The sequence below is a fragment of the Ahrensia sp. 13_GOM-1096m genome, from assembly GCF_000620605.1.
GTDB classification, from domain to species: domain Bacteria; phylum Pseudomonadota; class Alphaproteobacteria; order Rhizobiales; family Rhizobiaceae; genus Ahrensia; species Ahrensia kielensis.
The window spans coordinates 551339-578229 of record NZ_KK211156.1 but is presented as its reverse complement, the minus strand read 5'-3'; the positions used below and the strand labels follow the sequence as shown (position 1 = coordinate 578229).

Annotated in this window: 21 protein-coding genes; 9 read left to right on the top strand and 12 right to left on the bottom strand. The window is 48.8% G+C overall.

Annotation, left to right across the window (positions count from 1 at the left end; all coding sequences use genetic code 11):
• Positions 1-60 precede the first annotated feature (60 nt).
• Complete coding sequence (gene tyrS / locus N530_RS0116515; protein ID WP_026481613.1) at positions 61-1314, top strand: tyrosine--tRNA ligase; 1254 nt, start codon at positions 61-63, stop codon at positions 1312-1314.
• Between the two features lie 7 nt (positions 1315-1321).
• Here the strand turns inward: tyrS and N530_RS0116510 are convergent, their stop codons facing one another.
• The gene (locus N530_RS0116510; RefSeq protein ID WP_155852028.1) at positions 1322-4741 is read right to left on the bottom strand and encodes a DUF3971 domain-containing protein; all 3420 of its coding nucleotides are present in this window, start codon (positions 4739-4741) and stop codon (positions 1322-1324) included.
• A 110-nt stretch (positions 4742-4851) separates the two neighbouring features.
• On the opposite strand from N530_RS0116510, the gene bcp reads away from it, so the two are divergent.
• Positions 4852-5325 (top strand): thioredoxin-dependent thiol peroxidase, encoded by a 474-nt coding sequence (gene bcp / locus N530_RS0116505; RefSeq protein ID WP_026481611.1) that lies wholly within the window; start codon positions 4852-4854, stop codon positions 5323-5325.
• 140 nt (positions 5326-5465) lie between these two features.
• Positions 5466-6716 (top strand): M23 family metallopeptidase, encoded by a 1251-nt coding sequence (locus N530_RS0116500; protein ID WP_026481610.1) that lies wholly within the window; start codon positions 5466-5468, stop codon positions 6714-6716.
• 10 nt (positions 6717-6726) lie between these two features.
• Here N530_RS0116500 and recJ read toward each other — a convergent pair whose 3' ends face one another.
• The 5 genes from recJ to N530_RS0116475 form a co-directional block, all read right to left on the bottom strand.
• On the bottom strand, positions 6727-8499 hold the full coding sequence (gene recJ / locus N530_RS0116495) for a single-stranded-DNA-specific exonuclease RecJ (protein ID WP_026481609.1): 1773 nt from the start codon (positions 8497-8499) through the stop codon (positions 6727-6729).
• A gap of 53 nt (positions 8500-8552) precedes the next feature.
• Complete coding sequence (glpX, locus tag N530_RS0116490; RefSeq protein WP_026481608.1) at positions 8553-9539, bottom strand: class II fructose-bisphosphatase; 987 nt, start codon at positions 9537-9539, stop codon at positions 8553-8555.
• 134 nt (positions 9540-9673) lie between these two features.
• Positions 9674-10990 carry a homoserine dehydrogenase gene (locus N530_RS0116485; RefSeq protein ID WP_026481607.1) on the bottom strand — a complete coding sequence of 439 codons (1317 nt, stop codon included), beginning with the start codon at positions 10988-10990 and terminating at the stop codon, positions 9674-9676.
• Between the two features lie 44 nt (positions 10991-11034).
• Positions 11035-12252 carry an LL-diaminopimelate aminotransferase gene (locus tag N530_RS0116480; RefSeq protein WP_026481606.1) on the bottom strand — a complete coding sequence of 406 codons (1218 nt, stop codon included), beginning with the start codon at positions 12250-12252 and terminating at the stop codon, positions 11035-11037.
• A gap of 48 nt (positions 12253-12300) precedes the next feature.
• A complete protein-coding gene (locus N530_RS0116475; RefSeq protein ID WP_026481605.1) occupies positions 12301-12705 on the bottom strand; it encodes a hypothetical protein in 405 nt (134 codons plus the stop codon).
• 149 nt (positions 12706-12854) lie between these two features.
• On the opposite strand from N530_RS0116475, the gene N530_RS0116470 reads away from it, so the two are divergent.
• From N530_RS0116470 to radC, 4 genes are read left to right on the top strand one after another with little or no spacing between them, the layout of a single operon-like run.
• Positions 12855-14690 carry an alpha/beta hydrolase gene (locus N530_RS0116470; protein ID WP_026481604.1) on the top strand — a complete coding sequence of 612 codons (1836 nt, stop codon included), beginning with the start codon at positions 12855-12857 and terminating at the stop codon, positions 14688-14690.
• Between the two features lie 12 nt (positions 14691-14702).
• Complete coding sequence (gene sfsA, locus N530_RS0116465) at positions 14703-15428, top strand: DNA/RNA nuclease SfsA (protein WP_026481603.1); 726 nt, start codon at positions 14703-14705, stop codon at positions 15426-15428.
• 18 nt (positions 15429-15446) lie between these two features.
• Positions 15447-16274 carry a type I methionyl aminopeptidase gene (map, locus tag N530_RS0116460; RefSeq protein WP_026481602.1) on the top strand — a complete coding sequence of 276 codons (828 nt, stop codon included), beginning with the start codon at positions 15447-15449 and terminating at the stop codon, positions 16272-16274.
• Between the two features lie 30 nt (positions 16275-16304).
• Positions 16305-17096, top strand: a complete 792-nt coding sequence (gene radC / locus N530_RS0116455; protein ID WP_026481601.1) for a DNA repair protein RadC — start codon at positions 16305-16307, stop codon at positions 17094-17096.
• A gap of 39 nt (positions 17097-17135) precedes the next feature.
• On the opposite strand, the gene N530_RS0116450 is transcribed toward radC, so the two are convergent.
• Entirely contained in the window at positions 17136-17924 is a 789-nt protein-coding gene (locus N530_RS0116450; protein ID WP_026481600.1) for an ATP12 family chaperone protein, read from the bottom strand.
• Between the two features lie 234 nt (positions 17925-18158).
• Here N530_RS0116450 and parE point away from each other — a divergent pair, with 234 nt between their 5' ends.
• Entirely contained in the window at positions 18159-20207 is a 2049-nt protein-coding gene (gene parE, locus N530_RS0116445; RefSeq protein WP_026481599.1) for a DNA topoisomerase IV subunit B, read from the top strand.
• Between the two features lie 14 nt (positions 20208-20221).
• Here the strand turns inward: parE and N530_RS0116440 are convergent, their stop codons facing one another.
• From N530_RS0116440 to N530_RS0116430, 3 genes are all read right to left on the bottom strand, one after another.
• Positions 20222-21367, bottom strand: a complete 1146-nt coding sequence (locus tag N530_RS0116440; RefSeq protein WP_026481598.1) for a DUF2336 domain-containing protein — start codon at positions 21365-21367, stop codon at positions 20222-20224.
• Between the two features lie 82 nt (positions 21368-21449).
• Positions 21450-22052, bottom strand: coding sequence for a flavin reductase family protein (locus N530_RS0116435; protein WP_026481597.1), 603 nt, complete (start codon positions 22050-22052; stop codon positions 21450-21452).
• 9 nt (positions 22053-22061) lie between these two features.
• Positions 22062-22655 carry a nitroreductase gene (locus N530_RS0116430; RefSeq protein ID WP_035267476.1) on the bottom strand — a complete coding sequence of 198 codons (594 nt, stop codon included), beginning with the start codon at positions 22653-22655 and terminating at the stop codon, positions 22062-22064.
• Positions 22656-22777: 122 nt separating this feature from the next.
• Here N530_RS0116430 and N530_RS0116425 point away from each other — a divergent pair, with 122 nt between their 5' ends.
• Positions 22778-23710 carry a hypothetical protein gene (locus N530_RS0116425; protein ID WP_247869212.1) on the top strand — a complete coding sequence of 311 codons (933 nt, stop codon included), beginning with the start codon at positions 22778-22780 and terminating at the stop codon, positions 23708-23710.
• On the opposite strand, the gene N530_RS0116420 is transcribed toward N530_RS0116425, so the two are convergent.
• Positions 23700-24542, bottom strand: coding sequence for a lysophospholipid acyltransferase family protein (locus N530_RS0116420; RefSeq protein ID WP_026481594.1), 843 nt, complete (start codon positions 24540-24542; stop codon positions 23700-23702). The two genes, N530_RS0116425 and N530_RS0116420, sit on opposite strands and share 11 nt — an antisense overlap.
• An 88-nt stretch (positions 24543-24630) precedes the next feature.
• On the bottom strand, positions 24631-26610 hold the full coding sequence (gene thrS / locus N530_RS0116415; protein ID WP_026481593.1) for a threonine--tRNA ligase: 1980 nt from the start codon (positions 26608-26610) through the stop codon (positions 24631-24633).
• Positions 26611-26891: the final 281 nt, after the last annotated feature.

Here is a 26891-nt window from a genome sequence, read left to right as displayed (position 1 = left end):
AACGGTGCTACACGCCCCGCAGAATTTATAAATTACCAAATTACCACGGAATAGAAAACCATGTCCGCTTACAGGTCCGACTTTCTCAATGTCATGCAAGATCGTGGTCTCATCCACCAGATTTCAGATCCAGCAGGTTTGGACAAGCAACTCACGACCGGAGAGCCGCTAACCGCTTATGTCGGTTATGATGCAACGGCGACAAGTCTTCACATCGGCAATCTTATTTCCGTTACAATGCTCTATTGGCTACAGCAAACAGGACACCGTCCCATCACATTGATGGGTGGCGGCACGTCTATGGTTGGTGATCCGTCTTTTCGCGACGATCAGCGCCAATTGCTAACAACAGATAAGATCGAAGAAAACATTTCTGGTATCAAGAAGATTTTCGGCCGGATTTTGAAATATGGCGACGGTCCAACCGATGCGGTCATGGTCAATAATGCTGATTGGCTAATGGAATTCAAATATGTTGATTTCCTGCGCGATGTTGGACGCTTCTTTTCCGTCAACCGCATGCTTTCTTTTGAATCGGTGAAAACCCGCCTTGACCGCGAGCAGAGCCTGTCATTTCTCGAATTTAACTACATGATCATGCAAGGTTATGACTTTGTTGAGTTGAACCGTCGCTATGGCTGCGTGATGCAGATGGGCGGCTCGGACCAATGGGGTAACATCGTCAATGGTATCGACCTTGGTCACCGCATGGAACAGAAACAGTTTTATGCACTCACGACGCCTTTGCTGACAAAGTCATCTGGTGAGAAAATGGGCAAGTCCGCCTCTGGCGCTGTTTGGCTGAATGGCGATTTGTTCTCGCCATATGATTTCTGGCAATATTTCCGCAACACTGAAGATGCGGATGTTGAACGCTTTTTGAAAGTATTCACCCGCCTGCCGCTTGATGAAATTGCTCGCATTTCCGCACTGGGTGGCTCTGAAATCAATGAGGCCAAAAAGATTCTCGCAACGGAAGCAACAGCCGTTGTTCATGGCCGTGATGAAGCAGAAAAATCTGCCGAAACCGCCCGCCTGACTTTTGAAGAAGGTGCAACCGCAGCATCATTGCCAACTGTTGAAGTTACCAAAGCAGAACTTCATGACGGCATTGGCGTTCTGTCAGCTTTTGTGAATGCAGGACTTGCGGCCTCTAATGGTGAAGCACGTCGCAGCATCAAAGGCGGTGCGTTTAAGGTCAATGACAATCCGGTCAGCGATGACAAGATGACAATCAATGACAGCCATCTTATCGACGGTACAGTCAAACTATCGATGGGTAAAAAACGTCATATTCTTATCAAGCCGGTATAATTGCCGCTCACCTGAATTCGAAAATCGAGCGGAATATACCAGGTGCAATGATCGATAGCGGGTTAACTGTGACTTGCGGACTGTCGAAACTACCCGACAGTTTGAAAGTTACGCCGATTAGCCCGCGATCACGCCCATTGCCAAGAAAAAGTCCTAAGACTGGAATTTCTGCAAACAACCGGTTCAAACCATAGGCCGGCATAAATGTGCCGGTTAGTCTTGTCTGGTTTTTGCTATCAAAAACCTTGCCATCAATCACAAAGCCAGCAAGCGGGCCGCGCGCCACAGCTTTTGATATATCCAGCCTTCCCGGACTAAAGATCAAATCACCGGATGCGCGCTCAAACTTAATTTCTTGCGTGTCTATCTTGCGATCTACGGCTTGCTCTAAACTCTGTGAACCATTGGCTTTCGATGAAACAAGAGTAGCAAGCTTAGGCTCGTTGAATACACGGAAATCGAACAAATCAGCCTTACCGCTCAGTGTTCTAGGGCCAGTGCCATTCAAGCTTAAGTTCAGCGTTCCGCCGCGCACATTTGTATAAATATCGGCAAATCGCAAAAACTCTCCCGCACCAAGCGCTTCCAATTTAATTTTCCGGCTGGAGCCAACCCCATCAAGATTTAGAAAAACAGGGAAACCAGATTTGGTGTTACCGCGAATGGATAATTGCGAGACGGTGCCTCCGCGCACCATCATGCTCAATTTCATATTCGTCAAATATTCGCCGTGAAAACCAGTAACGCGCTTAATATCCGCGGTGATATCAACGGGGATTGCCCCTTCAGATGTCTCAGTTCGCTGTGCCTCTGCACGAATATGGCGCATGATTCCGCGCGCATCCAGCGACTTGCCGCTCATGGCAACGCTGTACCCTTTGCCACTGCGCTTTACATCAAGCGCAATATTGTCGTCCTTATTGAGTTGCAGAAAGCCAAATCGTGCACGCTGCAAACCATTCTTATCAATATCGATATCGCCGCGCGCGCCGAAGCTAGCCCCCTTGAGATCAAAATTTTTGAGCGCCGTTGCGCCACCGTTTTGAGCAAGGTCAAAGACGGCATTGGCTTTAATGCCTGAACCTTTAGCCCAGCCAATCCACGGCAGCGAGAGCTTGGAAGCTGTTAAATCGATATTGACGCGTGAACCGCTGCCGCCGCCGAATTTTACCGGCGTCGTACCCGTTAAAAGTTCATCAAGTCCAGGAGCAAGCTTTTTTCGGTCCGCATCTTTAAGCACCAATGAGATGTCGCGTTTTGCTTTAACGCCTGAATTGTTGAAGGGCAAAACCATCGCAATATCTGCAGGCAATCCATCAATATTGCCTTTAAGATCGAAATCTCCACGCGTAGGGTCGATCTGGATACGCCCGTCAAGACTGCTTAAGTTACGCCCTTCGATTTTCGCTTTGCTTCCGGCATTGGCGACTTTCAGATCAACGCTCCAATCTGGCGCTGGCGTATTTGGGCCTTCCCCAAGAACAAAATCCACCGTGACATTCGCATCAACATCGCCCAGCAAATCAGCTGGTTTAAACTTGTAAAAGCGTGTTGCGTCTATGGGTTTTAGCGCAACCAGCTCACCGATTGCGCGTGAAACACCGGTCATATTCATCTTCAAATTTGCGTCAATTCGCCCATCAGTTCCATCTGGCAGGGTTAAAACCAATGTCGCATCACTAACATTCGTCTCAAGTCCGCTCGGTAAATACAGCGATCCCTTGTCAATTTTTACCGTCGTCACCCCATCGGCGCTGGAAAGATGACCGCTGGCATTGCGAACAGGTGGGATGTCGCCAACGACGCTAAATTCCACGCCCTCAACATCCAGTTCAACGCTGGTTTCACCTGAATGTTCAAGCAAGGTTCCCGTAATACGGCGCTTTAAAGGCTCGATAATATCAAAGCGTGCCTTCACGACACGGCCGCCAGCAAGGTTTTCCAAAGCCCAACGCCTTGCGCCTCGCGCAACAGGAGCAGGCCAAAGTTGCTTAACCCCTGCAACCGACATGTCATCAGCAAAAACGGTAAAGATCGCAGTTGGATATTCTTCTTCTAGCGCAAGTTCGCCTTCACCGTTCATTGTTCCGCTGTCCGAATTAATATCAAGACGCGTAAAACTTATGATTTGCTCTGATAATAGGAATGAACCTTGCGCTCTGGCTGCAAACTTTACAGGCTCTTCATTCGCATCACTTGCATATGCAACACCATTATTGGCCAGCATTTCAAATTGGTAGACGTTCTTTTCTGTCGCGTCTGGTTGGTCACGAAAGCGGCCACTCAAATCTAAAGTTGTTCGCCCCACCAGCCACGGCGCCGTATGCAATGTGATCGCATCAGAAGCAAAGTCCGCGCTTAATCTCAAAGCACCCTCTATGGGCACATAATCATCATGATCGAGCTTAAATGAGATATTTTCCGGATAAGCTTCAATAGAGGCCATATCGGACGCAACTTCATGCGCATTGACAAAATGTAGCGAAGCGCGCCCACGCATAGGTTCATGTCGCTTGTCAGGAACACGGTCCTCATCCATTTTGGAAAACATGGTCTGAAACCGGCGCCAAGGAAGCGGCATATTGGTGGCCTCAACACTTAGCTCCTGCGTATCACCCACGCTACCATCATCACTGATTGTGTCGATCAATCTTGGCAGAACCAATTTGCCTTTTACAGGCACATCATAGCCGTCAATCACAAATTGCCCGTCAAAATCGGCCTGACCGCTTTCTGCTTTCATGCTCAGCGTAACGACATCTATCCTGTTTGAATACGGGTTATCGCGCAGCACAACTTTGACATTGTCCGCACGCAGACGCATACCGCCTTCCTGCGAGATAAGACCGCCAACACCATTGTCCATTGCCGCAAAAATGGCTTCAAATTTATCATGCGCATCGCTTATTTTAAGCTGCGGCGTTTCACCAAATTCAGACTTGCTGACATCTAATGTTGCCCCGCGCAAACGCACGGATGAAAATTCGGGTCTACCACTAATAAGTGAGCGTGTGCGAATGCCAACCGTCAGCTCATCAGCAGAAAGCATGAGCTGCTGGTCGCTCTTTCGTGTCAATTTGACATCTTTGAATGTGATGCCCAGACCATTTGACCACAAAACGGCAACATCCGTATCGCCGACCTCGGCGTCCATCGTCACAGGCACAACGCGGCGTAAAGCATCCGCCGCAGCATTTTCCACAACAGGTAAAACAACGCCGCTTCGCACAACTAAAATAAGTGCAGCGATCGCAACAAGAATAAAAACACAAAACCCGATTAAACAACGACGGGCAAGAACACGGCGCGGTGCCATAATTGGCGCATGCACGGGGCCCTTAGCCCCATCAAAAGACGGCAATTCATGCAGAGGCTTGTCAGCACCGCCCCTCATTTTCCGAATATTATTGTCAGTTTTTTCGTTCAAAATGATTCCGAAATGTTTTGTGCCCGGCGAATTAACGAATCGCCGTAGAACTATGGCCTATCCACCCTATATCGTATGCATCGAAATTCACGCTAAATGAAGGAATCCACATGAACGAAATGACAGAGGGCTCTGACGCCCCAAACATTGCACTGCCTGCAGACAACGGCAACATGATGTCGGTTCAGGATTTAAACGGACAACAAGTCGTTCTTTATTTCTACCCAAAAGATGACACGCCAGGATGCACGAAGGAAGCAATCGCTTTTACAGCTTTTCTTGAACAATTTGCAGATCAAAACACGACCATCTTGGGTGTCTCGCCTGACACTGTGGTTAAACATGGAAAATTCAAAGCAAAACATGATCTAGGCATCACATTACTGGCCGATGAAGACCATGAATTAGCCAATGCATATGGCGTTTGGGTCGAGAAAAACATGTATGGCAGAAAATATATGGGCATTGAACGCTCAACCTTCCTGATTGATAAAACGGGCAAGATCGCAAAAATTTGGCGCAAAGTTAAAGTCGCCGGCCATGCCGAAGCAGTGCTGCAAGAAGCAACAGCCTTGAATAACTGATAGTGAATAAGCTTTTGGGATAGTGCTTTGCGCTCTCCCAATCGAATTAAAGTTAATCTTTTTACAGTGCAAACAACGCTTTATTAACCCTAATAAAGTGTAATCAAGTCTTCTGCTCACGCATATAACAAGGTTTGCTAGTGAAAAAGGTCCAAGAATTCGGCAAAAGAAAAGAGCCCCACACTGTAATCATTGCACAGGGTCAAAATATCCGTCATTTCACCATCCGGCCTTGGGTCGTTGGTCTTGCTGCGACACTGTTTATGGCTATGGCGGTCGGTTATCTTTTATCGACAAGTTATCTTATTCTGCGTGATGACCTCCTCAATACAGCCGTTGCGCGTCAGGCAAAGCTTCAACATGCTTATGAAGACCGCATCGCGTCACTGCGCGGGCAAGTAGACCGGATCACTTCTCATCGCCTGCTTGATCAGCAGTTCATGGAAGGCAAGATTGCTGAGCTTGCCAGCCGCCAAAACGTTTTGGCAAGCAGATCAGGCATGATTGAACCGCTTCTTGAGCGTGCAAAAGAGCTTGGTGTTTCTGCGTCACCTGCATCAACTTTGCCCGTCCCAAAGCTACGCCCCGGCACGAAAAACAAGCAAGCAAGGCTAGGTTTCGGCACGTCCGTGACAAACATTGATACCATCACAACAGGATCAATTGCGGCACAAGATGCAGACGAATTACCAAGCCTTACAAAGCTCGCCGATGTAAAAAGCGATCTACACGATATTGAGCGCACCCAGATCGAACAAATCGCGGCATTATCAGATGCAGCAGCTGAACAACGCGAAAAAATTGTGAACACGGCACGTCAAGCAGGCCTGCCCATACGTGCTTTAGAGACCACCGGTACAGGCGGTCCATTTATTCCAAGTAATGCAAAAGATTTAGACGCTATATTTGATAGCGAAATTGTTTCTTTCAACAAAGCCATTCAAGAGCTGGAAGAAACAAAGGAAACGGTCCGCTCCTTTCCCATAGCAAACCCTGCTCCGGGCAAAAGCATTTCCAGTAAATTCGGCCACCGCAAAGATCCCATCATCGGGCGAAGCGCTTTTCATGCCGGCATTGATTTTCGAGCACCTACGGGCACAAGAATAAACGCCGCCGCAAATGGAAAAGTTGTCAAAGCTGGCCGCAATGGCGGCTATGGCAATATGGTTGAAATCAAACATGCCAACGGCTTGACGACACGTTACGCACATTTGAACCGTATTCATGTCAAGGTCGGGCAACGCGTTGTTGCAGGACAAAAAATTGGCGCAGCCGGTAGCACAGGCCGGTCAACGGGCCCGCATTTACATTATGAAGTGCGCTCAGGCGGCAAACCGATCAACCCAATTGGTTATCTAAATGCTGGCACCCGATTGAGCGATTATCTGTAACGACAATGTCTTAGACAGGCATCGCCGCATCGACGATACGAAGTTGCGGCGTTACACGGCCATTCCAATGATTTGCGCTTAAAGTACCCGCAACATGAATAGGTCGGTCCTTACCTTCACGAAGAATTTTGCCAAGTTCACTATCAACGGCTCTAAATGCAATGGCATCAATCTGCGCCCCATCTTGTGCACGCAGCGCTACTTTCAAATGCCCCTGCCCAACTGGTTTTGAAAAAGCGACCATATGGTGAGGAAGCACAAATACAGGTTCTGGATTGCCAGCACCATAAGGTCCAGCCTTATTGAGAAGCTCTATGAGAGTGATGTTACAACCACGCGCAGATAACGCACCATCAATCTTTTGTTCGGACGTATTGACCAGCTCTTGCACGGCAGATGCGGCTTGATCATCAAAAAATGCGCGCAGCGCACCAAGTTTTGATTTCTCAACTGTAATACCCGCCGCCATGGCATGACCGCCGCCCTTAATGAGCAAACCAGATTCAACAGCCATGCGCACGACTTTACCAAGATCAAATCCTGGAATTGAGCGACCTGAACCTGTACCCTTTCCATCGCGCCCAAGCGCAATGGCAAAGGATGGACGCCGCGTTGAATCTTTAAGCCGTGAGGCAATGAGGCCAGCAATGCCGGGGTGCCAACTTTCACTGGCCGTTACAATGATTGCTGGAGGCGATGCAGATTGCAATTCACGCTCAGCTTCGGCTTTTGCTTCTTCCACCATTTGAACTTCAATCGCTTGGCGCTGTGCATTGAGTTCATTTAGCTCTTTTGCAATTTCAGCGGCGCGGTCAGGATCGGTTTCAGTAAGCAATTTTGCACCAAGCGACGCATCGCCAATACGCCCACCTGCATTGATCCGCGGACCAATCGCAAATCCAAAATGAAACGGATTGATAGGCTCTCCGATGCTCGCAACCGATGCCAATGCCGCTATGCCCAAATTCGTTTGGTGACGCGCTGTCACAAGCCCTTTGGCAACGAATGCGCGGTTTAACCCGATCAGTGGCACAACATCACAAACCGTCGTTAGCGCAACCAAATCAAGCATACGCATCAAATCTGGCAGATCATTGCGACCAGAAGCGCGTAATTGCCGCGACACTTCAACCAATGACATAAAGACAACGCCGCCCGCGCATAAATGCCCAAGGCCCGAAATATCGTCCTCACGGTTTGGATTAACCACAGCAACAATAGCCGGCAATGCGCCGCCAACTTGGTGATGATCGAGGACAACAATATCAATGCCTGAATCATCAATGGCTGAAAATGCTTCAGCGCTATTTGTTCCGCAATCGACTGTGATAATAAAATCATTGCGCTCTGCAAGCGCTTTCATGGCCGCAGCATTAGGGCCATACCCCTCATATATTCTGTCAGGAATATAGATTTCTACCTGCAAACCAAAATGGCCAAGATAACGGGCCATCAACGCCGATGAACCAGCGCCGTCCACATCATAATCACCGAAGATGGCTACTTTTTCTTTAGCCTGTATGGCCTGCACAATGCGCGCTGCCGCAGCTTCCATGTCAGTAATTGTGCGCGGATCTGGCATGAGTGCTTTTATCGTCGGATCAAGGAATTCCTTAACCTCATCACGGTGAACGCCGCGTGCAGCAAGAACCCGCGCCAAAATATCTGGCAAACCATGGGTTTGCGCTATATCCAAAGCAATATTTTTCTGCGGTGCAGACAAACGCTCTATCCAGCGCCGCCCACCCGCAGAATTTTCGATATCAAGAAATGTCTGAGCCATGACTGCTTTTCAGCCTGTCATCGCTTAACGTCAAGCGTAATGATTGAGCTATATCAGTTGAATTTTTCAATATCTTGGTGACGTGCTGTAATTTCACGCACTGTACGCGAAGATGAACGCATCACAATCGTTTCAGTCTGAATGTAATTCTTCGCAAATTTTACGCCCTTGAGCATATTACCATCGGTAACACCGGTGGCAGCAAAAAGAACATCGCCTGATGCCAGCTCATCCATTTTATAAGCACGCATTGGGTCGGAAATACCCATTTTGGCTGCACGCGCAATCTTTTCAGGCGTATCAAGGATAAGGCGTCCTTGCATTTGCCCGCCAACACAGCGCAGCGCTGATGCCGCTAGAACACCTTCTGGTGCACCGCCGCGGCCCATATAAATATCAACGCCCGTCACTTCTGGATCTGTCGTATCAATAATACCAGCCACATCACCATCGCCAATCAAGCGCACCGCAGCGCCCGTTGAGCGAACAGCCGCGAGAAGATCAGCATGGCGTGGGCGATCAAGGATACAGGCTGTTATTTCAGAAACAGGCACACCCTTTGCTTTAGCAAGCGCTCTTATATTGTCGGCTGGGTCCGCATCAATATCAACGATGCCGACAGGATAGCCCGGACCAATTGCCAATTTGTCCATATACACATCAGGCGCAAACAGGAGCGTGCCTTTAGATGCCATGGAAATTACAGCCAATGAATTGGGCATGTTTTTCGCACAAATCGTTGTGCCTTCGAGAGGATCAAGCGCAATATCAACTTCAGGACCGTGACCGAGGCCAACTTCTTCACCGATATAAAGCATCGGCGCCTCGTCGCGCTCGCCCTCACCAATCACCACTGTGCCACGGATTGGCAGGCGGTTAAGTTCAGCACGCATCGCGTCAACAGCAACCTGATCGGCAGCTTTTTCATCGCCTCGCCCGCGCAAACGCGCAGCGGCAACCGCAGCAGCCTCCGTTACACGAGCCAATTCCATTGCAAGTTCGCGTGTCAAACCAGCATCTGTTGAGCGACGATCATTCATATCAATATCCAATTATTGGCAGCACGAATGCTGCTTTAACAAACTAGAATAGGGAAAAGCACACCTTGGGATGACTTGAAAGCACCGTTTGCAGACAAGGTTAAACTCAATCGATTTAGAATTAAGTTATTTGCTTATTCGGCTTTTTCAATGCGAATTACTTGCGGCGTTGAGACAAGATATCCCTCTTCCGTAATCGACTTAATAGCTTTGCGAATGGCTGATTCGGTTGTCTCATGCGTGATTATGATGACAGTTTTCGCATCACTCGCCTTTGAATGAGCCGGCTCACGCTGAACAATTGATTCAAGCGAAATATCATTTTCAGCAAAATCAGTTGCGATTGCAGCAAAAGCGCCAGATTTGTCGTGTACGACCATCCGCACGAAATAACCGCCTGCATGGGATTCAATTTCTGCACGCTGATAAGGCTTCAAATCAGCAACAGCGCGGCCAAAAACAGGTGCCTGTTGATGCCCAGGGCGTGATTTAGCGATATCTGCCAAATCGCCCATAACAGCAGAAGCCGTTGCATTACCGCCAGCCCCTGGACCGGACATCAATAATGAGCCAACAATATCAGCTTCAACCGCAACCGCGTTCGTTACGCCGTCAATCTGCGCAATAACAGATGTAAGCGGCACCATAGTCGGGTGAACCCGCTGTTCAATGCCAGTATCAGTCTTATGTGCAACGCCAAGCAGCTTGATACGGTAACCAAGATCACGCGCCGCTTGAATATCGCCCAGTGAAATATTGGAAATACCTTCCAAATAAATTTCGTCCACGGCAACTTCAGTGCCAAAGGCTATGGAAGTCAAAATAGCGAGCTTATGGGCCGTGTCATTGCCTTCAATATCAAAGGTTGGATCAGCTTCGGCATAACCAAGACGCTGCGCATCAGCCAAGCACTCTTCGAAGCTGATTTCATCACGCTCCATGCGCGTCAGTATGTAATTAGCCGTACCATTCATGATACCGTAAAGACGGGTGGTATTATTGCCTGAAATGGATTCGCGCATTGTTTTAACAATCGGAATACCGCCGGCAACGGCCGCTTCAAAGTTCAAAACCACACCATTGGCTTCGGCAGCCCGTGCCAGTTCCAAGCCATGTTTTGCTAAAAGCGCTTTGTTGGCAGTAACGACATGTTTTCCAGCATTAAGGGCCGCAAGAACGCTTGCACGCGCAGGCCCCTCATCGCCGCCGATGAGTTCGACATAAACATCAACATCATCAGATACTGCAAGGTCTTCGGCCTTATCGAACCAATGTAAATTTGAAATATCGATGCCGCGATCACGCGTTTTGTCGCGCGCAGAAACACCCGTAACAGTTATCGGCCGACCGCACTGTGAGATGAGAAGTTCGGACTTTTCATTCAATACCCGAACCAGTGAAGCACCGACTGTACCCAGACCGGCGATGCCCACGCGCAAACTATTATTCATTTTCAGACCTTTGACGCTCTTTTGGAGAATTCACAGCCGCTTTATCAGCGACGCGCCTCCAGCGAAACCACATTATGTAAATTCTTTTCGGCAAGCCCCATAAAACGCTTTATACTGCGCGCAGCTTGACGAATACGATGCTCATTTTCCACCAGCGCGATGCGCACATGGTCATCACCATGTTCGCCAAAGCCAAGACCCGGCGCAACAGCCACATCGGCTTTCTCGATAAGCAATTTGGAAAATTCAAGCGAACCAAGATGCTTGAACTGCTCAGGTATCGGCACCCAAGCAAACATCGTGGCAGGCGGCGGCGGCACATCAAAGCCAGCTTTACCAAAACTATCAACAAGCACGTCACGGCGCTTTTTGTATGTTTGCCGCACTTCTTCAATAGCAGCGCCATCGCTGTTCAGCGCAGCAGTCGCGGCAACCTGAATAGGTGTAAAAGCACCATAATCCAGATAGGATTTCACCCGTGTCAGCGCACTGATTAGTCGCTCATTGCCAACCGCAAACCCCATGCGCCAACCGGGCATTGAATATGTTTTGGACATCGAGGTAAACTCAACAGCAACATCCATTGCACCTGGCACCTCCAGCACGGAAGGTGGCGGTGTATCATCGAAATAAATCTCAGAATAAGCCAAATCTGATAGAATAATGATGTCGTGCTTCTTAGCGAAAGCAACAACTTCCTTATAAAAATCAAGGCTCGCAAGCTTGGCCGTCGGGTTTGATGGATAGCTCAAAATTATCGCAAGCGGCTTTGGAATAGAGTGCCGCACAGCACGCTCTAACGCCCGCATGAAACCATCATCAGGCTCAACCTGCATGGAGCGGATAACGCCGCCCGACATGATAAATCCGAAAGCGTGAATTGGGTAACTTGGATCAGGACATAAGATCACATCGCCGGGCGCGGTAATCGCCTGCGCCATATTCGCAAAGCCCTCTTTTGAACCAAGCGTTGCAACGATCTGCGTGTCTGGATTGAGCGTCACACCAAAGCGGCGCTGGTAATATTGGGCCTGCGCGCGGCGTAATCCCGGAATACCTTTTGAAGAGGAATAACGGTGGGTGCGTGGGTCTTGTACCGTTTCGATAAGCTTATCGACAATCAGTTGCGGCGTGGGCAAATCTGGATTTCCCATACCTAAATCGATGATATCGCGGCCTTCGCTACGCGCGTTGGCTTTTAGTTTGTTGACCTGTTCGAACACATAAGGTGGCAGCCGGCGGGTTTTATGAAAATCTTCCATGTGCGATCGATGTCTTTCTATCGAGAATGAGGGTCCGCTAAATTAAATTCAATTCGAGGTCCGCGCGTCAATACGCGCGAGCATTTCAGGTGAGTGCTGGGCGGCAAGCCTGCGAAGAGCCAGCAGGCGCTGCTGGTAGACAGCTGGCGATACTGTACCGCTGCGCTGAGCATTTTCCAAGGCCTCCATCTGAGACATCAGGGCTACATTTTGAGAGCGAGAATTGGCTGCGATGCGGGCCTGTGGCTGATCACCAAAATTTGGATATGTATCTGTGTTGACCGGCCCAGTGGGCAATGACGAATAAAGCGGGTCATTGATCGGCAATGGCGCACGACTTTGATTGCGCGCTGTCAGTCCCAAATCATCCGCACTATTGATATTGCCTGTACCAGTGCAAGCAGCAGTCAAAAAAAGCAGCAATAGAAACGGACTTCTATAAATATTGATCATAATGAGCCTGTCCGTTCGTCAAAAAGTAAAACTGTGCAATCAAAACGTCGATCACCCTATACGACATCCCTTTAATTGTGTCATGATTAGGGAACAATACGGTGCTAAACGTCTTTCCGATATTAACCAAGGTCAATCAAGGGTGATATATGTCCGAAAAAGGGCAAAAGTCAGAAAATACTTCAGATGACACCAAGCAGCACTTTGCGCTGGAACACTATGTCGTCAAAAATCCTGATGAATTCAGCAAAAACCTTGCAAAAATGATCGAGGCTGCCGGCCAAGCAGCTTCTGAGTGGCTCAAGCCCCGCGAAGAAGGCAGTATTGAAGATGCATCCGATCCAACGTCTGAACTAACAAACACATTCTCCAAGCTAACCGAATATTGGCTTTCCGATCCTCAGCGGGCCATCGAAGCACAGACGAAACTGTTTTCAGGTTTTATGGATGTCTGGTCTAATTCAATACAGCGCTTGAATGATTCGACAGTTCCTGAAGCCGTGGACGCATCACATGATAAGCGTTTTAAAGATGAAGATTGGTCAAACCAGCCTTTCTTCAGCTTTCTCAAACAAACTTATTTAGTGACCTCCCAATGGGCAGAAGATTTGGTTGCGGATTCTGAACTGGACCCACACACCAAGCATAAAGCCGAATTCTACGTAAAGCAGGTAACAGGCGCATTATCGCCATCGAATTTCATGATTTCCAATCCTGAAGTTTTCAAAGAGACAATCGCCACCAACGGCGCCAATCTTGTCGAAGGCATGAAAATGCTGGCCGATGATATCCGTGATGGCAAGGGCGATTTAAAACTGCGCCAAGTGGATGGATCAAAGTTTGTTGTTGGAGAAAATCTTGCCACGACACCGGGAAAAGTTATTGCCCGCAGTGATTTGATCGAACTTATTCAATACACGCCAACGACAGACAAAGTTCTCAAACGCCCGCTTTTGATTTGTCCGCCTTGGATCAACAAATTCTATATTCTTGATCTCAATCCAGAAAAATCCTTCATCAAATGGGCCGTCGATCAGGGCCATACAGTTTTTGTTATGGCTTGGGTTAATCCCGACGAGCGCCACAAAAATATGGATTGGACAGACTATATTCATGAAGGTCTGTTTTTCGCGCTCGACAATATTGAGAAAGCAACGGGCGAGAAGCAAGTCAATGCGATCGGCTATTGCGTCGGCGGCACACTTTTGGCCACTGCGCTTGGCTATATGGCTCAAATTGGCGACACGCGCATTGCGACCTCAACATTTTTCACCACTCAGGTTGATTTCACCCATGCAGGTGACTTGAAGGTCTTTGTGGATGAGGAGCAGCTCAGCAAGCTAGAAGAGCAAATGCACAAAAAAGGCTATCTGGAAGGCTCCAAGATGGCAACCGCTTTTAACATGCTGCGCGCAGGCGATATGATCTGGCCTTACATGGTCAATAATTACATGCGCGGCAAAGCGCCAACCCCGTTCGATTTACTTTTTTGGAACTCAGACGCAACGCGAATGGCTTGCACTAACCATTTGTTTTACCTTCGCAATTGTTATTATGAGAACAGGCTATCTCAAGGCACAATGCGCATTGGCGGCAAGCAGGTTGATTTGAGCAAAGTTACCATACCAATATACAATCTTGCTGCCAAAGAGGATCATATCGCCCCTGCTCTTTCCGTGTTTGAAGGCTCTAAATTCTTCGGCGGCGATGTCACCTATGTCATGGGCGGCTCTGGCCATATTGCTGGTGTGGTCAACCCACCAGCCAAAAAGAAATACCAATTTTGGACTGGCGGTAAAGTCGAAGGTGATTTTGCCAATTGGGTCGACAAGGCAGAAGAAACGGCAGGCTCTTGGTGGGATCACTGGAACACTTGGATTCGCACGCAAGATGACACCGAAGTTCCTGCGCGCAAAAAACATGGCGGCAGCAAATTAAAGCCTCTTTGCGATGCGCCCGGAACATATGTCAAAGTGCGTTCATAAAGGCTCTTTGACGTGAATTTTGATCCGCCGCTCGTTTCTGGAAAACTCATCAAGCGTTACAAGCGTTTTTTGGCAGATATTGTCCTCGATGACGGACAAGAAATAACGGCATCCGTTCCCAATACAGGCTCCATGCTGGGATTAACTGCGCCCGGAAGCAAGGTGTGGTTATCGGTCAACAATGACGGCAAGCGTAAATATCCCCACGCGCTTCAATTGGTCGAAGCCGATGGAATTATCGTCGGAATCAATACTGGCCTACCTAACAAACTTGCCGAAGAGGCCATTAAAAACGGCCTCATCAATAATTTGGGTGACTATGCCGCCCTCAAGCGAGAACAAAAATACGGTCAAAACTCCCGCATCGACATTTTGCTGGAAGATGCCAAATTAGGCCGTGCCTATGTTGAAGTTAAAAATGTTCACCTAATGCGAAAAGCCAGATTGGCAGAATTTCCCGATAGCATAACATCGCGCGGGGCCAAGCATTTGGGCGAATTATCCGATATGGTTGCTCAAGGTCATCGCGCAATTATGATATATCTTATTCAGCGCGGAGATTGCGATAGGTTCAATTTATGCCGCGATCTTGATAAGGTCTATTGTGAAGCTTTTGACGCAGCAATGCGCAATGGGGTTGAAGCTTACGCCATTCGATGTCAAATCAACCCGCAGGCTATTGTGCCAGAAAAATTGATCCCGATTGACGAGCCATTATCGCCAAATCAGGCAGAATAAACGAAAAGCGACATGTAGATGGTCAATTATCTTGATGCGGCAACCGCACCTTTAAAAAACACCGGACAAATCCGCCTTCATGGCGAAGAAGGATTTGAGGCCATGCGCAAGGCCTGTTTATTGACAGCTCAAGCGCTCGATCTGGTTGCGCCAATGGTCAAAAACGGCACCACCACCAATGAAATAGACCAAATGCTGTATGAATATGGCATGGACAATAATGCCATTCCCGCGACCTTGAATTATCGCGGCTATACCAAATCATGCTGTACATCGATCAATCATGTTGTGTGCCACGGCATTCCAAACGACAAACCCTTGCGTGAAGGCGATATTGTCAATGTTGATGTGACGTATGTTTTGGACGGTTGGCACGGCGATTCTTCTCGTATGTATCCAGTTGGCGAAATCAAGCGTTCTGCAGAACGGTTGATGGAAGTCACCCATGAAAGCTTGATGCGCGGTATCGCAGCAGTAAAGCCCGGCGTAAAACTTGGCGCAATTGGCGCTGCAATTCAGGAATTTGCAGAAGCTGAGCGCTGCTCAGTTGTGCGCGATTTCTGCGGCCATGGCATCGGACAATTGTTCCATGACGCACCCAATGTCTTGCATTATGGCCGCGTGAGCGAAGGACCAGAACTGCGCAAAGGCATGATCTTTACAATTGAGCCGATGATCAATCTTGGTCGCCCTCACGTTAAAGTTCTTGGCGATGGCTGGACAGCGGTAACCCGTGATCGAAGCCTCTCAGCGCAATATGAGCATACGATTGGTGTGACCGATGATGGGTGCGAAATTTTCACTTTGTCGCCAAATGGTCTCGACCGGCCCGGATTATCATCTTAGGTTACTGCATGATTTGAGCGTGGGGCGGCAATGACAGTGCAAAACAACGAAGATGGTGACGAGCGGGCTCTGTTTTTTGCTGAATCTACCCCGCAGCAGCCCGCCATCACTCCTGCCCCAGTTGCTCAAACCTCTAAATCAGCATCAAAAACCAATCCCAATTCTGGCCACAGAGATCGTCTGCGCCAGCGATTTGCAAATGCCGGTGAGCGGGCCCTTGCAGATTATGAGCTTTTGGAAATGTTGTTGTTTCGCTCATTGCCCCGCATCGACACAAAGCCGATAGCCAAAGCCCTGATTGCACGGTTCGGCTCATTTGGTGAAGTTCTCGGCGCTGATCCAGCCTTGTTGATGGAGGTCAAAGGCGTAAAAGAAGCAACCGCGCTTGATCTTAAAATTGTTGCTGCTGCCGCGCGCACGATGATCAAAACAAATGTTCAAAACCGCGAAGTGCTTTCCTCATGGAACGCGGTTCTGGATTATTGCACAGCCGCTATGGCTTTTGAAAACAAAGAACAATTTCGCATTTTATTCCTCGACAAAAAGAATGTCCTTATTGCCGATGAAGTGCAGCAAACAGGCACCGTGGACCATACGCCCGTATATCCCCGTGAGGTGCTCAAACGTGCGCTTGAGCTTTCAGCCACAGCGATCATCCTCGTCCATAACCATCCGTCGGGCGACCCAACCCCTTCGCGTGCTGACATCACAATGACAAAGCAAATCATCGAAGCAATCAAACCGCTTGGCATTACGGTTCACGATCACATCATTATTGGCAAATCAGGCCATGCCAGCATGCGCGGCATGCAGCTGATTTAAAACTCTTCTCGAAAACTGGCTGAAATAAAAACAATCAGATTACTGCAGTGCTTTCATCATACGGTCAGCCGCATCCATTTCAGCCCAGCGATAAGCGCGGCGATCTTTTGCTTCATCGTCTTCGCCCCACTGATCGATTGTATAGTCATCATCAACATATGATGCCGTCCAAGCCTCAGCAGCAGTCATATGCCCCTTATAAATTGCCAGAGCCAAAATAGCCGAGCCCGTAAGCGTCATCATGGAGTGAAATGCTGAAAGTGTTAGCGGATCATCAATTGCGTTTAGTTGCGCGCCATAAGCTGCGATTGTCTCGCGTGGCTGCGAGACATGAATCACGCCTTCAATAATTGTAAACTGAGCCGACAGCAGGTTTTCTGCCCAATCAAGCGGTCCATCCCAAACGGCCCGTTGGCGCTTAACAAGTTCTTCAGGTGTATCCGCACGGTAGCAAAGCAAATCCGTTCCGCAAAACCGCAAAATATCTTCTTTCACGGCCTGCATATCCTGCGATACGCCATCCGCAGCTGTGTTCGACAAGCGAAAACAAGGCATTAGCTTTGGATCAAGCACATCGCGCTGCGATGAAAACTCTTTCGCAACATGTTCAGCTGCCGCTTTCGTTTTAAAGACAAGCGTTTTCTTGCTCGGTGTCTTTACCGCACGCTCATCAAGATTGATGATATATCCGCCCTCTGCTTCTGCCACAGCCACCTCTTTATAGAAGCGTTTTGGCAAATGAGGACGCATAGAACGCTGGGCTGATCCCATCGGATCTGGGGCCGGCAATTCGAAGCTATCTTTCAACTCGCTCAAAATATCGCGCATGACAAAATTCCTTATCTCAATTGGAAATGCGATAGAACACCTCAGCTAAGGTTCTGCAAGCATTTTAGAGAAATTCCAGTAAAAGTGTGCAACGGTTTTACGACCGGAATTGCGTAAATTGAGAGCTCTTTACTTGATTTTTTCATGGATAAACGCCTATCCAGTTTCGCAAACTACACTGCGCCGTGCCATAGTAACAAACGATTCGTGACATGTGATAGGTATGCTTCCACAATGGATGATCTCTTCGGCTCAGAACCACCAAAATCAGCCCCCGTGCCGCCGAAAGAAAAACCGGCTGCGCCAAAGGCACAAAAAGCACCATTAGCCGCGCCATCAAACGATGGGTCTGAGGACTATGGCGCCGATTCTATTGAAGTTTTGGAAGGTCTGGAACCTGTTCGCCGCCGCCCCGGCATGTATATCGGCGGCACGGATGAAAAAGCGCTACACCATTTATTTGCCGAAATCATCGACAACTCAATGGATGAAGCGGTTGCCGGTCACGCCACCTTTATCGACGTTCATCTGGGCGCAGATGGTTATCTGACCATTACAGATAATGGCCGTGGTATTCCGGTTGATAACCATCCTAAATTCAAGAACAAATCGACGCTTGAAGTCGTCATGACCATTTTGCACGCTGGCGGCAAGTTCGACGGCAAAGCCTATGAAACCTCTGGCGGTTTGCACGGCGTTGGCGTGTCGGTTGTGAATGCGCTGTCAGATGACATGATTGTTGAAGTTGCACGCAACAAGCAGCTTTATCGTCAGACATTCTCGAAGGGCATTCCGCAAGGCGGCCTTGAACAACTCGGGCCCGTTAACAACCGCCGCGGCACCAAAGTGCGCTTTCATCCCGATCCGGAAATCTTCGGTGACAAGATAAGGTTTTCACCTGCCCGCCTTTGCAAAATGGCGCGTTCAAAAGCTTATCTTTTTGGCGGCGTTGAGATTCGCTGGGAATGCGATGAAAGTCTCGTTGCAGAAAAAGACCGCGAAAAAACACCTACAAAAGCAGTATTTCATTTTCCAGGTGGACTGAAAGATTATCTCGAAGCCACGCTTGCGGGCGAGCAGCGCATTACACCAACTATTTTTGCTGGAAAAACAGAAAAAAGCGGCGGCCATGGCTCCGTTGAATGGGCCGTCACATGGCACACAGATGACGGCTTCGTACATTCCTATTGTAACACCATTCCAACGCCAGAGGGCGGCACACACGAGGCTGGCCTGCGCCAAACCATTGCGCGCGGCTTAAAAGCCTATGGCGAATTGTCCGGCGTTAAACGCGCATCCATCATCACGACCGAAGATGTGATGATGTCCTGCGCAACGATGCTGTCTGTTTTTGTGCGCGAACCGGAATTTGTTGGCCAAACGAAAGATAGGCTTGCCACTGTAGAGGCGCAAAAGATCGTTGAAAATGCGATACGCGATCCTTTCGACCACTGGCTAACCGCCTCACCGCAAGAAGCAACACGCCTGCTTGAATGGGTTCTCGACCGTGCTGACGAACGCTTGAAACGGCGTCAGGAAAAAGAAGTCAACCGCAAGAGCGCCGTGCGCAAATTGCGTCTTCCTGGAAAATTGGCCGACTGCTCACAAAATTCAGCCGCTGGCGCAGAACTCTTCATCGTTGAGGGTGACTCAGCGGGCGGCTCGGCCAAACAGGCACGCAATCGCTCCAATCAGGCAATCTTGCCACTGCGCGGTAAAATCCTCAACGTCGCCTCGGCTGGCCGTGAGAAATTTACAGCAAACCAGCAAATCGCCGACATTATTCAGGCGCTGGGTTGCGGCACAGGCTCAAAGTACCGCGAAGAAGACCTGCGCTACGAACGCATCGTCATCATGACCGATGCGGATGTTGATGGCGCACATATTGCATCCCTGCTCATCACATTCTTCTATCAGGAGATGCCGGAGCTTATCCGCAACGGACATTTATTCATGGCTGTTCCCCCGCTCTTTAAGCTAAGCAATGGCGGAAAGTCGTTTTATGCGCGTGATGAAGCACACCGCGCAGAATTGATGGAAACAGAATTCAAAGGCAAAAAGGTCGAAGTGAGTCGCTTTAAAGGACTTGGCGAAATGCTCGCCAAGCAGCTTAAAGAGACAACAATGGACCCGAAAGTACGCACGCTTTTGCGTGTTGATATTTTTGAAGGCAATGCAGAAGCCACGAAGCAGTCAATCGACGATCTGATGGGAACAAAGCCAGAGGCCCGCTTCCGCTTTATCCAAGAACACGCTGAATACGCGAAAAACTTGGATATTTAACCTCAAGTGTTTGCTTAAGCGGCTTTCGTTAAAGCGACGGCATGTTTGCGCGCATTGTCACGCATCGCATCCAGATAGATTGAACGCAGCAATGACATGATGTCGTCATTGGCCGCCATGTGAGTAGACCCAGAAGCCTCTTCTTCGAAGCGCTCCATGATTTCGCGTGTAATTTCCTGCGCGCCAGCAGCAAGCTTACCTTGCGCCACATCGCGCCAAAGCGAAATCGCATATTCAAACACAGGCTGAACGGTATCTGAAAATCCAGCACCTGCAAGCAATGCACGCAGTTGGTTTGTGCGCTCTTTAACCAGAATTGACGTCACACGGCTTGGCGTTTCTCCAGACAAAGATGACAAAACACGCGCCACAAAATCCATCTTGCCATAGCAAGCTGTTCTTATCAGCAATTGTGTTGTCAGATCGCCATTCTGACGAAGGTTTTCGATAAGAGTATCGGCATTTTCATCGCGGCTATTGCTCACCATATGAACCAATGCGCGTTGCTGGGCCTCATGAACAATGTGATGGGAAATCCCAGCCTGCCTGCGCGCACCAAATAGACCTGATTGTGCCATCGCATCAGCGGCAGCTTTCATGATCATGAGGCGAATTTCTGATTCTAAATGTTTTTGTTTAAGCAATGCGCCGCGCACATTGGCGACCGAACAATGGCGCTCAGCAATTTGCTTGCGGCATTCGGCACACACATCAGCATTGAAATTATTAAGCAATGCAACGCATGCATCTGCACTACCAAGGCTTGCAATCGCCTTTGCCAAAATATTGGAAACATGCGGCCGATTGGCAATCACAACCTGCAAGCGATCTTCTGCCGTGCGAACCCGCGCAACCAAATCACGATCTAGTAGAATAGGCGAGCGTGCAATAACGAGGCTCGCAATATCAAACTGATCATCAACAAACGCACGAATAACCTGCATTGGCGCATTGGAGCTAGTGCACAGAGCATCAGCAAGCGCATAGCGCACCTTCTCCGATGGGTCTTCAAGCAATATCGTTATGGCCGCCTCGGCCGCACAACGATTCTCGAAATTCATATCGGATTGTAAATAAGCTCTACCGAGTGCTGCGGCTGCTGATTGGCGACGCAATACACTGGCCGAATCTTTCCACTGAAGAAAATGTTGAATAATCAAAACGCGACTCCATACTCGGTAGAGCCTGACCGTATCCCTCAATAGTTTATGTTTGGTTTACCATATCTATTAAGATGTGCTTTTACGCTTGGTCTGGTCGTTTCAACTCGAATATATCTCTGACAACGGCATAATCCTTATAGCCCAGCCGCGCCGCAGGTTTTGCTTTTTCAAGATCAAACCGCCCATCAGTCATGACCTCTTCAGCGATATGCACACCCACCACCTGACCAAACACGGTCCAAGCGTTGGTTGGCTCGTCATTGATATCTTTTAAGTTCAGGATTTTAATCACCTTGCATTCAAGACATGCATAAGCTGCCTTTACGCGCGGCGCTTTAATTTCATGACATGCAGCCTGCTCGATATGTGCAAAGTCAAACTCACTGTCACCGCGCGGCAAAGAAGCAGAGCTCGCACTCATTTCTTTAAGAAGCGGTTCTCCAACAAAGTTACACGCAAATTCGCGGGTTTCTTCCACATTTGCCAGCGTGTCTTTGCGAAGCTCCGATGAAAACATAACAATGGGCGGTTTCCCGCACACAGCGTTGAAAAACGAATAAGGCGCAAGGTTCACCGAACCATCATTGGCAACCGAAGATATCCAGCCAATCGGTCTGGGTGCAACAATTGCTTTAAAAGGGTCATGCGGCAGCCCATGGCCATCTTCGAGGCGGTAAAACATATTTATATCCTAAGACGCTTGATATGGGCCGGTATATTCAGATGTCAGCGCTTTGACGTCAGGTCGTGGACGATCGGGAATAGCGCGGTCATAACTGCCAATATGGACAATACCAGCCATTTTTTCGTGCGGTGCCAAGCCTAAAATGCGCCGCCCTTCTGCACTATCGCTGTACCAACCTGTGACCCAGTTTGCACCAAAGCCCATCGCTGTTGCTGCCGTTACAAGGTTCATGGCTGCTGCGCCCGCAGATAAAAACTGTTCCCATTCAGGAATATTGCTATCGTCAACAACATTGGAAACAACGCCAATAGCAATCGGCGCACGGTTGATGCGGTTGCGCTCGCGCTGAAGTTCCTCATCGCTCATTGAACTATTCTTTTTCAATGCGATTGCCGCCAAAGCTTCCCCAGCCTCTAAAACCGCTGAACCGCGATAGAGAATAAAACGCCAAGGCTCCATACGTCCGTGATCAGGAACACGTGCAGCAATCTCTAACAATTCGGCCAATTGCTTTTCATCAGGACCAGGCGTGGTTAGCTGGGTCAAAGGAACAGATTTCCTGATTTTGAGAAACTCTAGCGCCTCTTTATTTCCGAACATGCCCAGCTTCCTTGCTTCAAACAAATAATTTCCCATCCTTTAGCGCGATTTGCCTTGAAATTGCCACCGCAATAGGGTCGATAAGTACATAGAATTCAACAAGCAAAGTGAAGTTGCGTATAGTGAAACTCCTGAGCAGATCATTTTCAGCTGTATTTATTGGGCTCGCTTTAGCCAGCGCTGCCTATGCTCAAGATGAATCACTGGGCGACCTGTCCCTGCCGGGCATTTCCAAATATGCACCTGCAGATCGCAAAGTCCCACTTGAGGGCATAGATAGCGGCGTTCTATTTCTGGAAGCACGCTTGACCGATGATGGCGCTCCTCTTGCTGATGGCATGGTATGGCGCGTTTTTGATGCGGAAGTTGGCCCAGATGGCAAGCTACCCCTCATCGCAGTCGCAAAAGGTGGCGGCGCACGTATTCAACTTGAACCGGGTAATTATCTCGTTCACGCAGCTTTTGGCCGCGCCGGCGCAACATCGCGCGTCACACTCACCAAAGAAACACGGCGCGAATCATTGGTCCTCAATGCAGGCGGCTTAAAACTAGAAGCTGCCCTACCCGATGGCAGTCAAGTACGCCGCAACAAGCTGACTTTTGATATTTTCAGCCGCAACGGCAATACTGATGATGATCAATTGATACTGCCAGACGTACCAGCTGGAAAAGTCATTCGGCTCAATGCTGGCACATATCACGTTGTTTCCAAATACGGCACAATCAACGCCGTAACACGCGCCGATTTACGGGTTGAAGCAGGACGCACCACAGAGGCTTCGCTTGAGCACCGTGCAGCGCAAGTAACGCTCAACCTTGTGCGCGGAAAAAACGGCTTCCCACTTGCAGACACAGCATGGTCCGTTGTCGCACCATCCGGCGATGTTATTCGCGAAGACGTGAATGCCATCTCCACCATGATCTTGCTTGCTGGTGAATATACAATCGTTGCTCAAAACAAAGACAATATCTACCAGAAGAACATTGAAGTTCTCTCCGGCCGCGATCAAACGATCCGTGTTGAAGCAACCGAAGAAAACCGGATTAAGAACTAACTTTGATTTGCTTCTCAGGGTCTAGGGAAAACACCGCATCATAAAGATGTGTAAGCAGCGCTTTTCTATCGTCCAATTTTTCCAGGCTTGACCAAGTCATTGTCTCACCAATGACAGCAGAGATTGGTTTTCCGCAGCGTTTAGAAAATTCACGCACTAACAGTGACGTTCGCAAAGTCATCGAGAACTGACTGGCGATATGAAAAAAGCGCCCGTTTTGACCTGAGAAATAAACCGGAATAACCGATGCTTTCGCGCTTTGCACCAACCGTGATGTGAACATTTTCCACGGCAGGTCAACAGCGCGGCCAATCCCCTTTGGCGCTGTTGCAACACCGCCCGATGGGAAAATAATGATCGTGACGCCTTCTTTTAACAATCGCACAGCTTCTTTGCGTGTTTGCAAATTGAGCGCCACAGCCTCTTTGGTTTCTTCAAATGAGATTGGCAATGAATAGGGCTGGATTTCCGGCACTTTCATCAAATCATTATTGATAACAATACGGAACGGACGGCCAAGCTGCTCAGCCAGAGCCAAAAAAGCAATACCGTCGCCAATACCATAAGGATGATTAGCAATCATCACGAGCGGCGTATCGGGTAAATCCTTGGGCGGCCATTGCCCTTTTGGCACAAAGTCCACATCGATTAAGGACAGCATCGCATTGAAGACACAGTCGTCTTTGCCGAAAATCTCGTCACGCCAATAGCTGTAGAGTGCAGCAAGTCGCTCACGCCCTGAAGCATTTTCAATGGCCCGTATAAACCATCTTTTCAGCAAGGGGTCCGTTGGCCGCGCATAAGACAATTCAGCAAACTGCGTGTTTTTCATGTGAATATGCCCCATAGAAATTACGGGCCGACAATGCGGCCCGCAATAAATAGCACTTCTATCTTAACTGCGAAATATGACAGTTAGATTATGACTTTTTCGCCAAGCGCTTGCGCATGACATCTGGCGGTGTTGCCTCTTCCACCAAAGATGCAATCGCTTCATCAAGCTGCATCGGTGTTTGATCGCGCGATCCAAGCCGGCGAATATTGACCATTTTCTGGTCGGCTTCACGCTGTCCGATAACAATGATCACAGGCACTTTGGCAACCGAATGCTCGCGCACCTTGTAGTTGATCTTCTCGTTGCGGAAGTCTGTTATCACCTGAAGTCCAGCATCGCGCAGCTGTTCGGCAACATCTTCAGCATAAGGGTCGGCTTCTGATGTAATCGTTGCAACAACGACTTGTGTTGGTGCAAGCCAAAGCGGGAAATGCCCCGCATAGTTTTCTAAAATGATCCCAAGGAAACGCTCCATGGAGCCACAAATCGCACGGTGCACCATGACAGGCTGTTTCTTTTCTGAATCGCTGTCGATGTAGAAAGCGCCGAACCGCTCAGGCAAGTTGAAATCAACCTGCGTTGTGCCGCACTGCCATGTGCGTCCGATCGCATCTTTCAGCGTATATTCAAATTTAGGCCCATAGAACGCGCCCTCACCCGGATTAATGCCGGTTTTAATACGCCCGCCAGATTTGGCCTCAATTTCCTTCAGAACATTGGTCATGACTTCTTCGGCATGGTCCCAATTGGCATCAGAGCCCACGCGCTTTTCAGGGCGTGTTGAAAGAAGGACGGTAATTTCTTCAAATCCGAAATCTTCATAGACCGACAAAATCAAATCATTGATTCGCATACATTCGTCAGCAAGCTGAGCTTCGGTACAGAACACATGCGCATCATCTTGCGTAAAGCCGCGCACACGCATCAAGCCATGCAAAGCACCCGATGGCTCATAACGGTGAACAACCCCAAACTCCGCCATACGAATGGGCAAATCGCGATACGATTTCAGACCATGCTTGAAAATCTGCACGTGGCCTGGACAGTTCATCGGTTTGAGCGCAAATGTACGCTGGTCCTCAGCGTCTGGATCAGCGGATTTCACACCAAACATATTCTCTTTGTACCACTCCCAGTGGCCTGATGTTTCCCAAAGGTCAGAAACAAGAACCTGCGGCGCATTCACCTCTTCATAAGTTCCGGCCAAACGGCGGCGCATATAAGAAACAAGCTCTTGGAAAATACGCCAGCCCTTGCCGTGCCAGAAAACAGTGCCAGGCCCTTCCTCTTGGAAATGGAATAAATCCATCTCGCGGCCAAGGCGGCGGTGGTCACGCTTTTCAGCTTCTTCAAGCATGTGAAGATATTGATCGAGCTCTTTTTGCTCAGCCCATGCTGTGCCGTAAATACGGGTTAGCATTTCATTGTCAGAATCACCGCGCCAATAAGCGCCAGCCACTTTCATCAATTTGAAAGCTGTACCAATTTGGCCAGTGGAAGCCATATGCGGTCCACGACAAAGATCGAACCAATCGCCCTGATAATAAATTTTCAGGTCTTCATCGCCCGGAATAGCGTCAATAAGCTCAATTTTATAATCTTCGCCCTTATCGGCAAAAACCTGCTTGGCTTTTTCGCGTGTCCAAATTTCTTTGGTGAAAGGTTCATTGCGCTGAATAATCTCGCGCATTTTCTTTTCAATCAGCGGCAATTCTTCTTCTGTAAAAGGTTTGTCGCGTTTAAAATCATAAAAGAAACCATTATCGATCACAGGGCCGATGGTGACTTGTGTGCCCGGAAACAGCTCCTGCACAGCTTCAGCCATAACATGCGCTGCGTCATGGCGGATAAGTTCCAAAGCGCGCTCATCGCTGCGGGTGATAATCTCAACCGAGCCTGTCTCAATCTCATCGGAAAGATCGCGCAAAACACCGTCAATCGCAATGGCGACTGATTTTTTGGATAATGATTTGGATATGCCCTCAGCAACATCGCGGCCAGTTGTGCCCGCAGGATATTCGCGGATTGAGCCATCGGGAAATGTGAGGGAAATTAAATTAGACATTTTCTTCTCCTGTCCAGTCCCGCCTACAATGCGGGTGGTTGATTAGAACAAGTCCGGAAAAGTGGGAACCGGTTTTCCGATAAGACTTGCTATAAAATAAAAATTAGATCGTGTCAGTGATTCAATGAAGCGCTGACACGATCTAATGCCCGTCGTTTATTCGGTTGTGGCAAACGAGTAAACCCTTAGAAAATTGAGAAAAGTGCTACTTTCGCAAAAAAATAGAATTTGCTCCCTTGTGCACTCATTCAGGCTTTGCTATTCGCGCTCAACCGATGCTT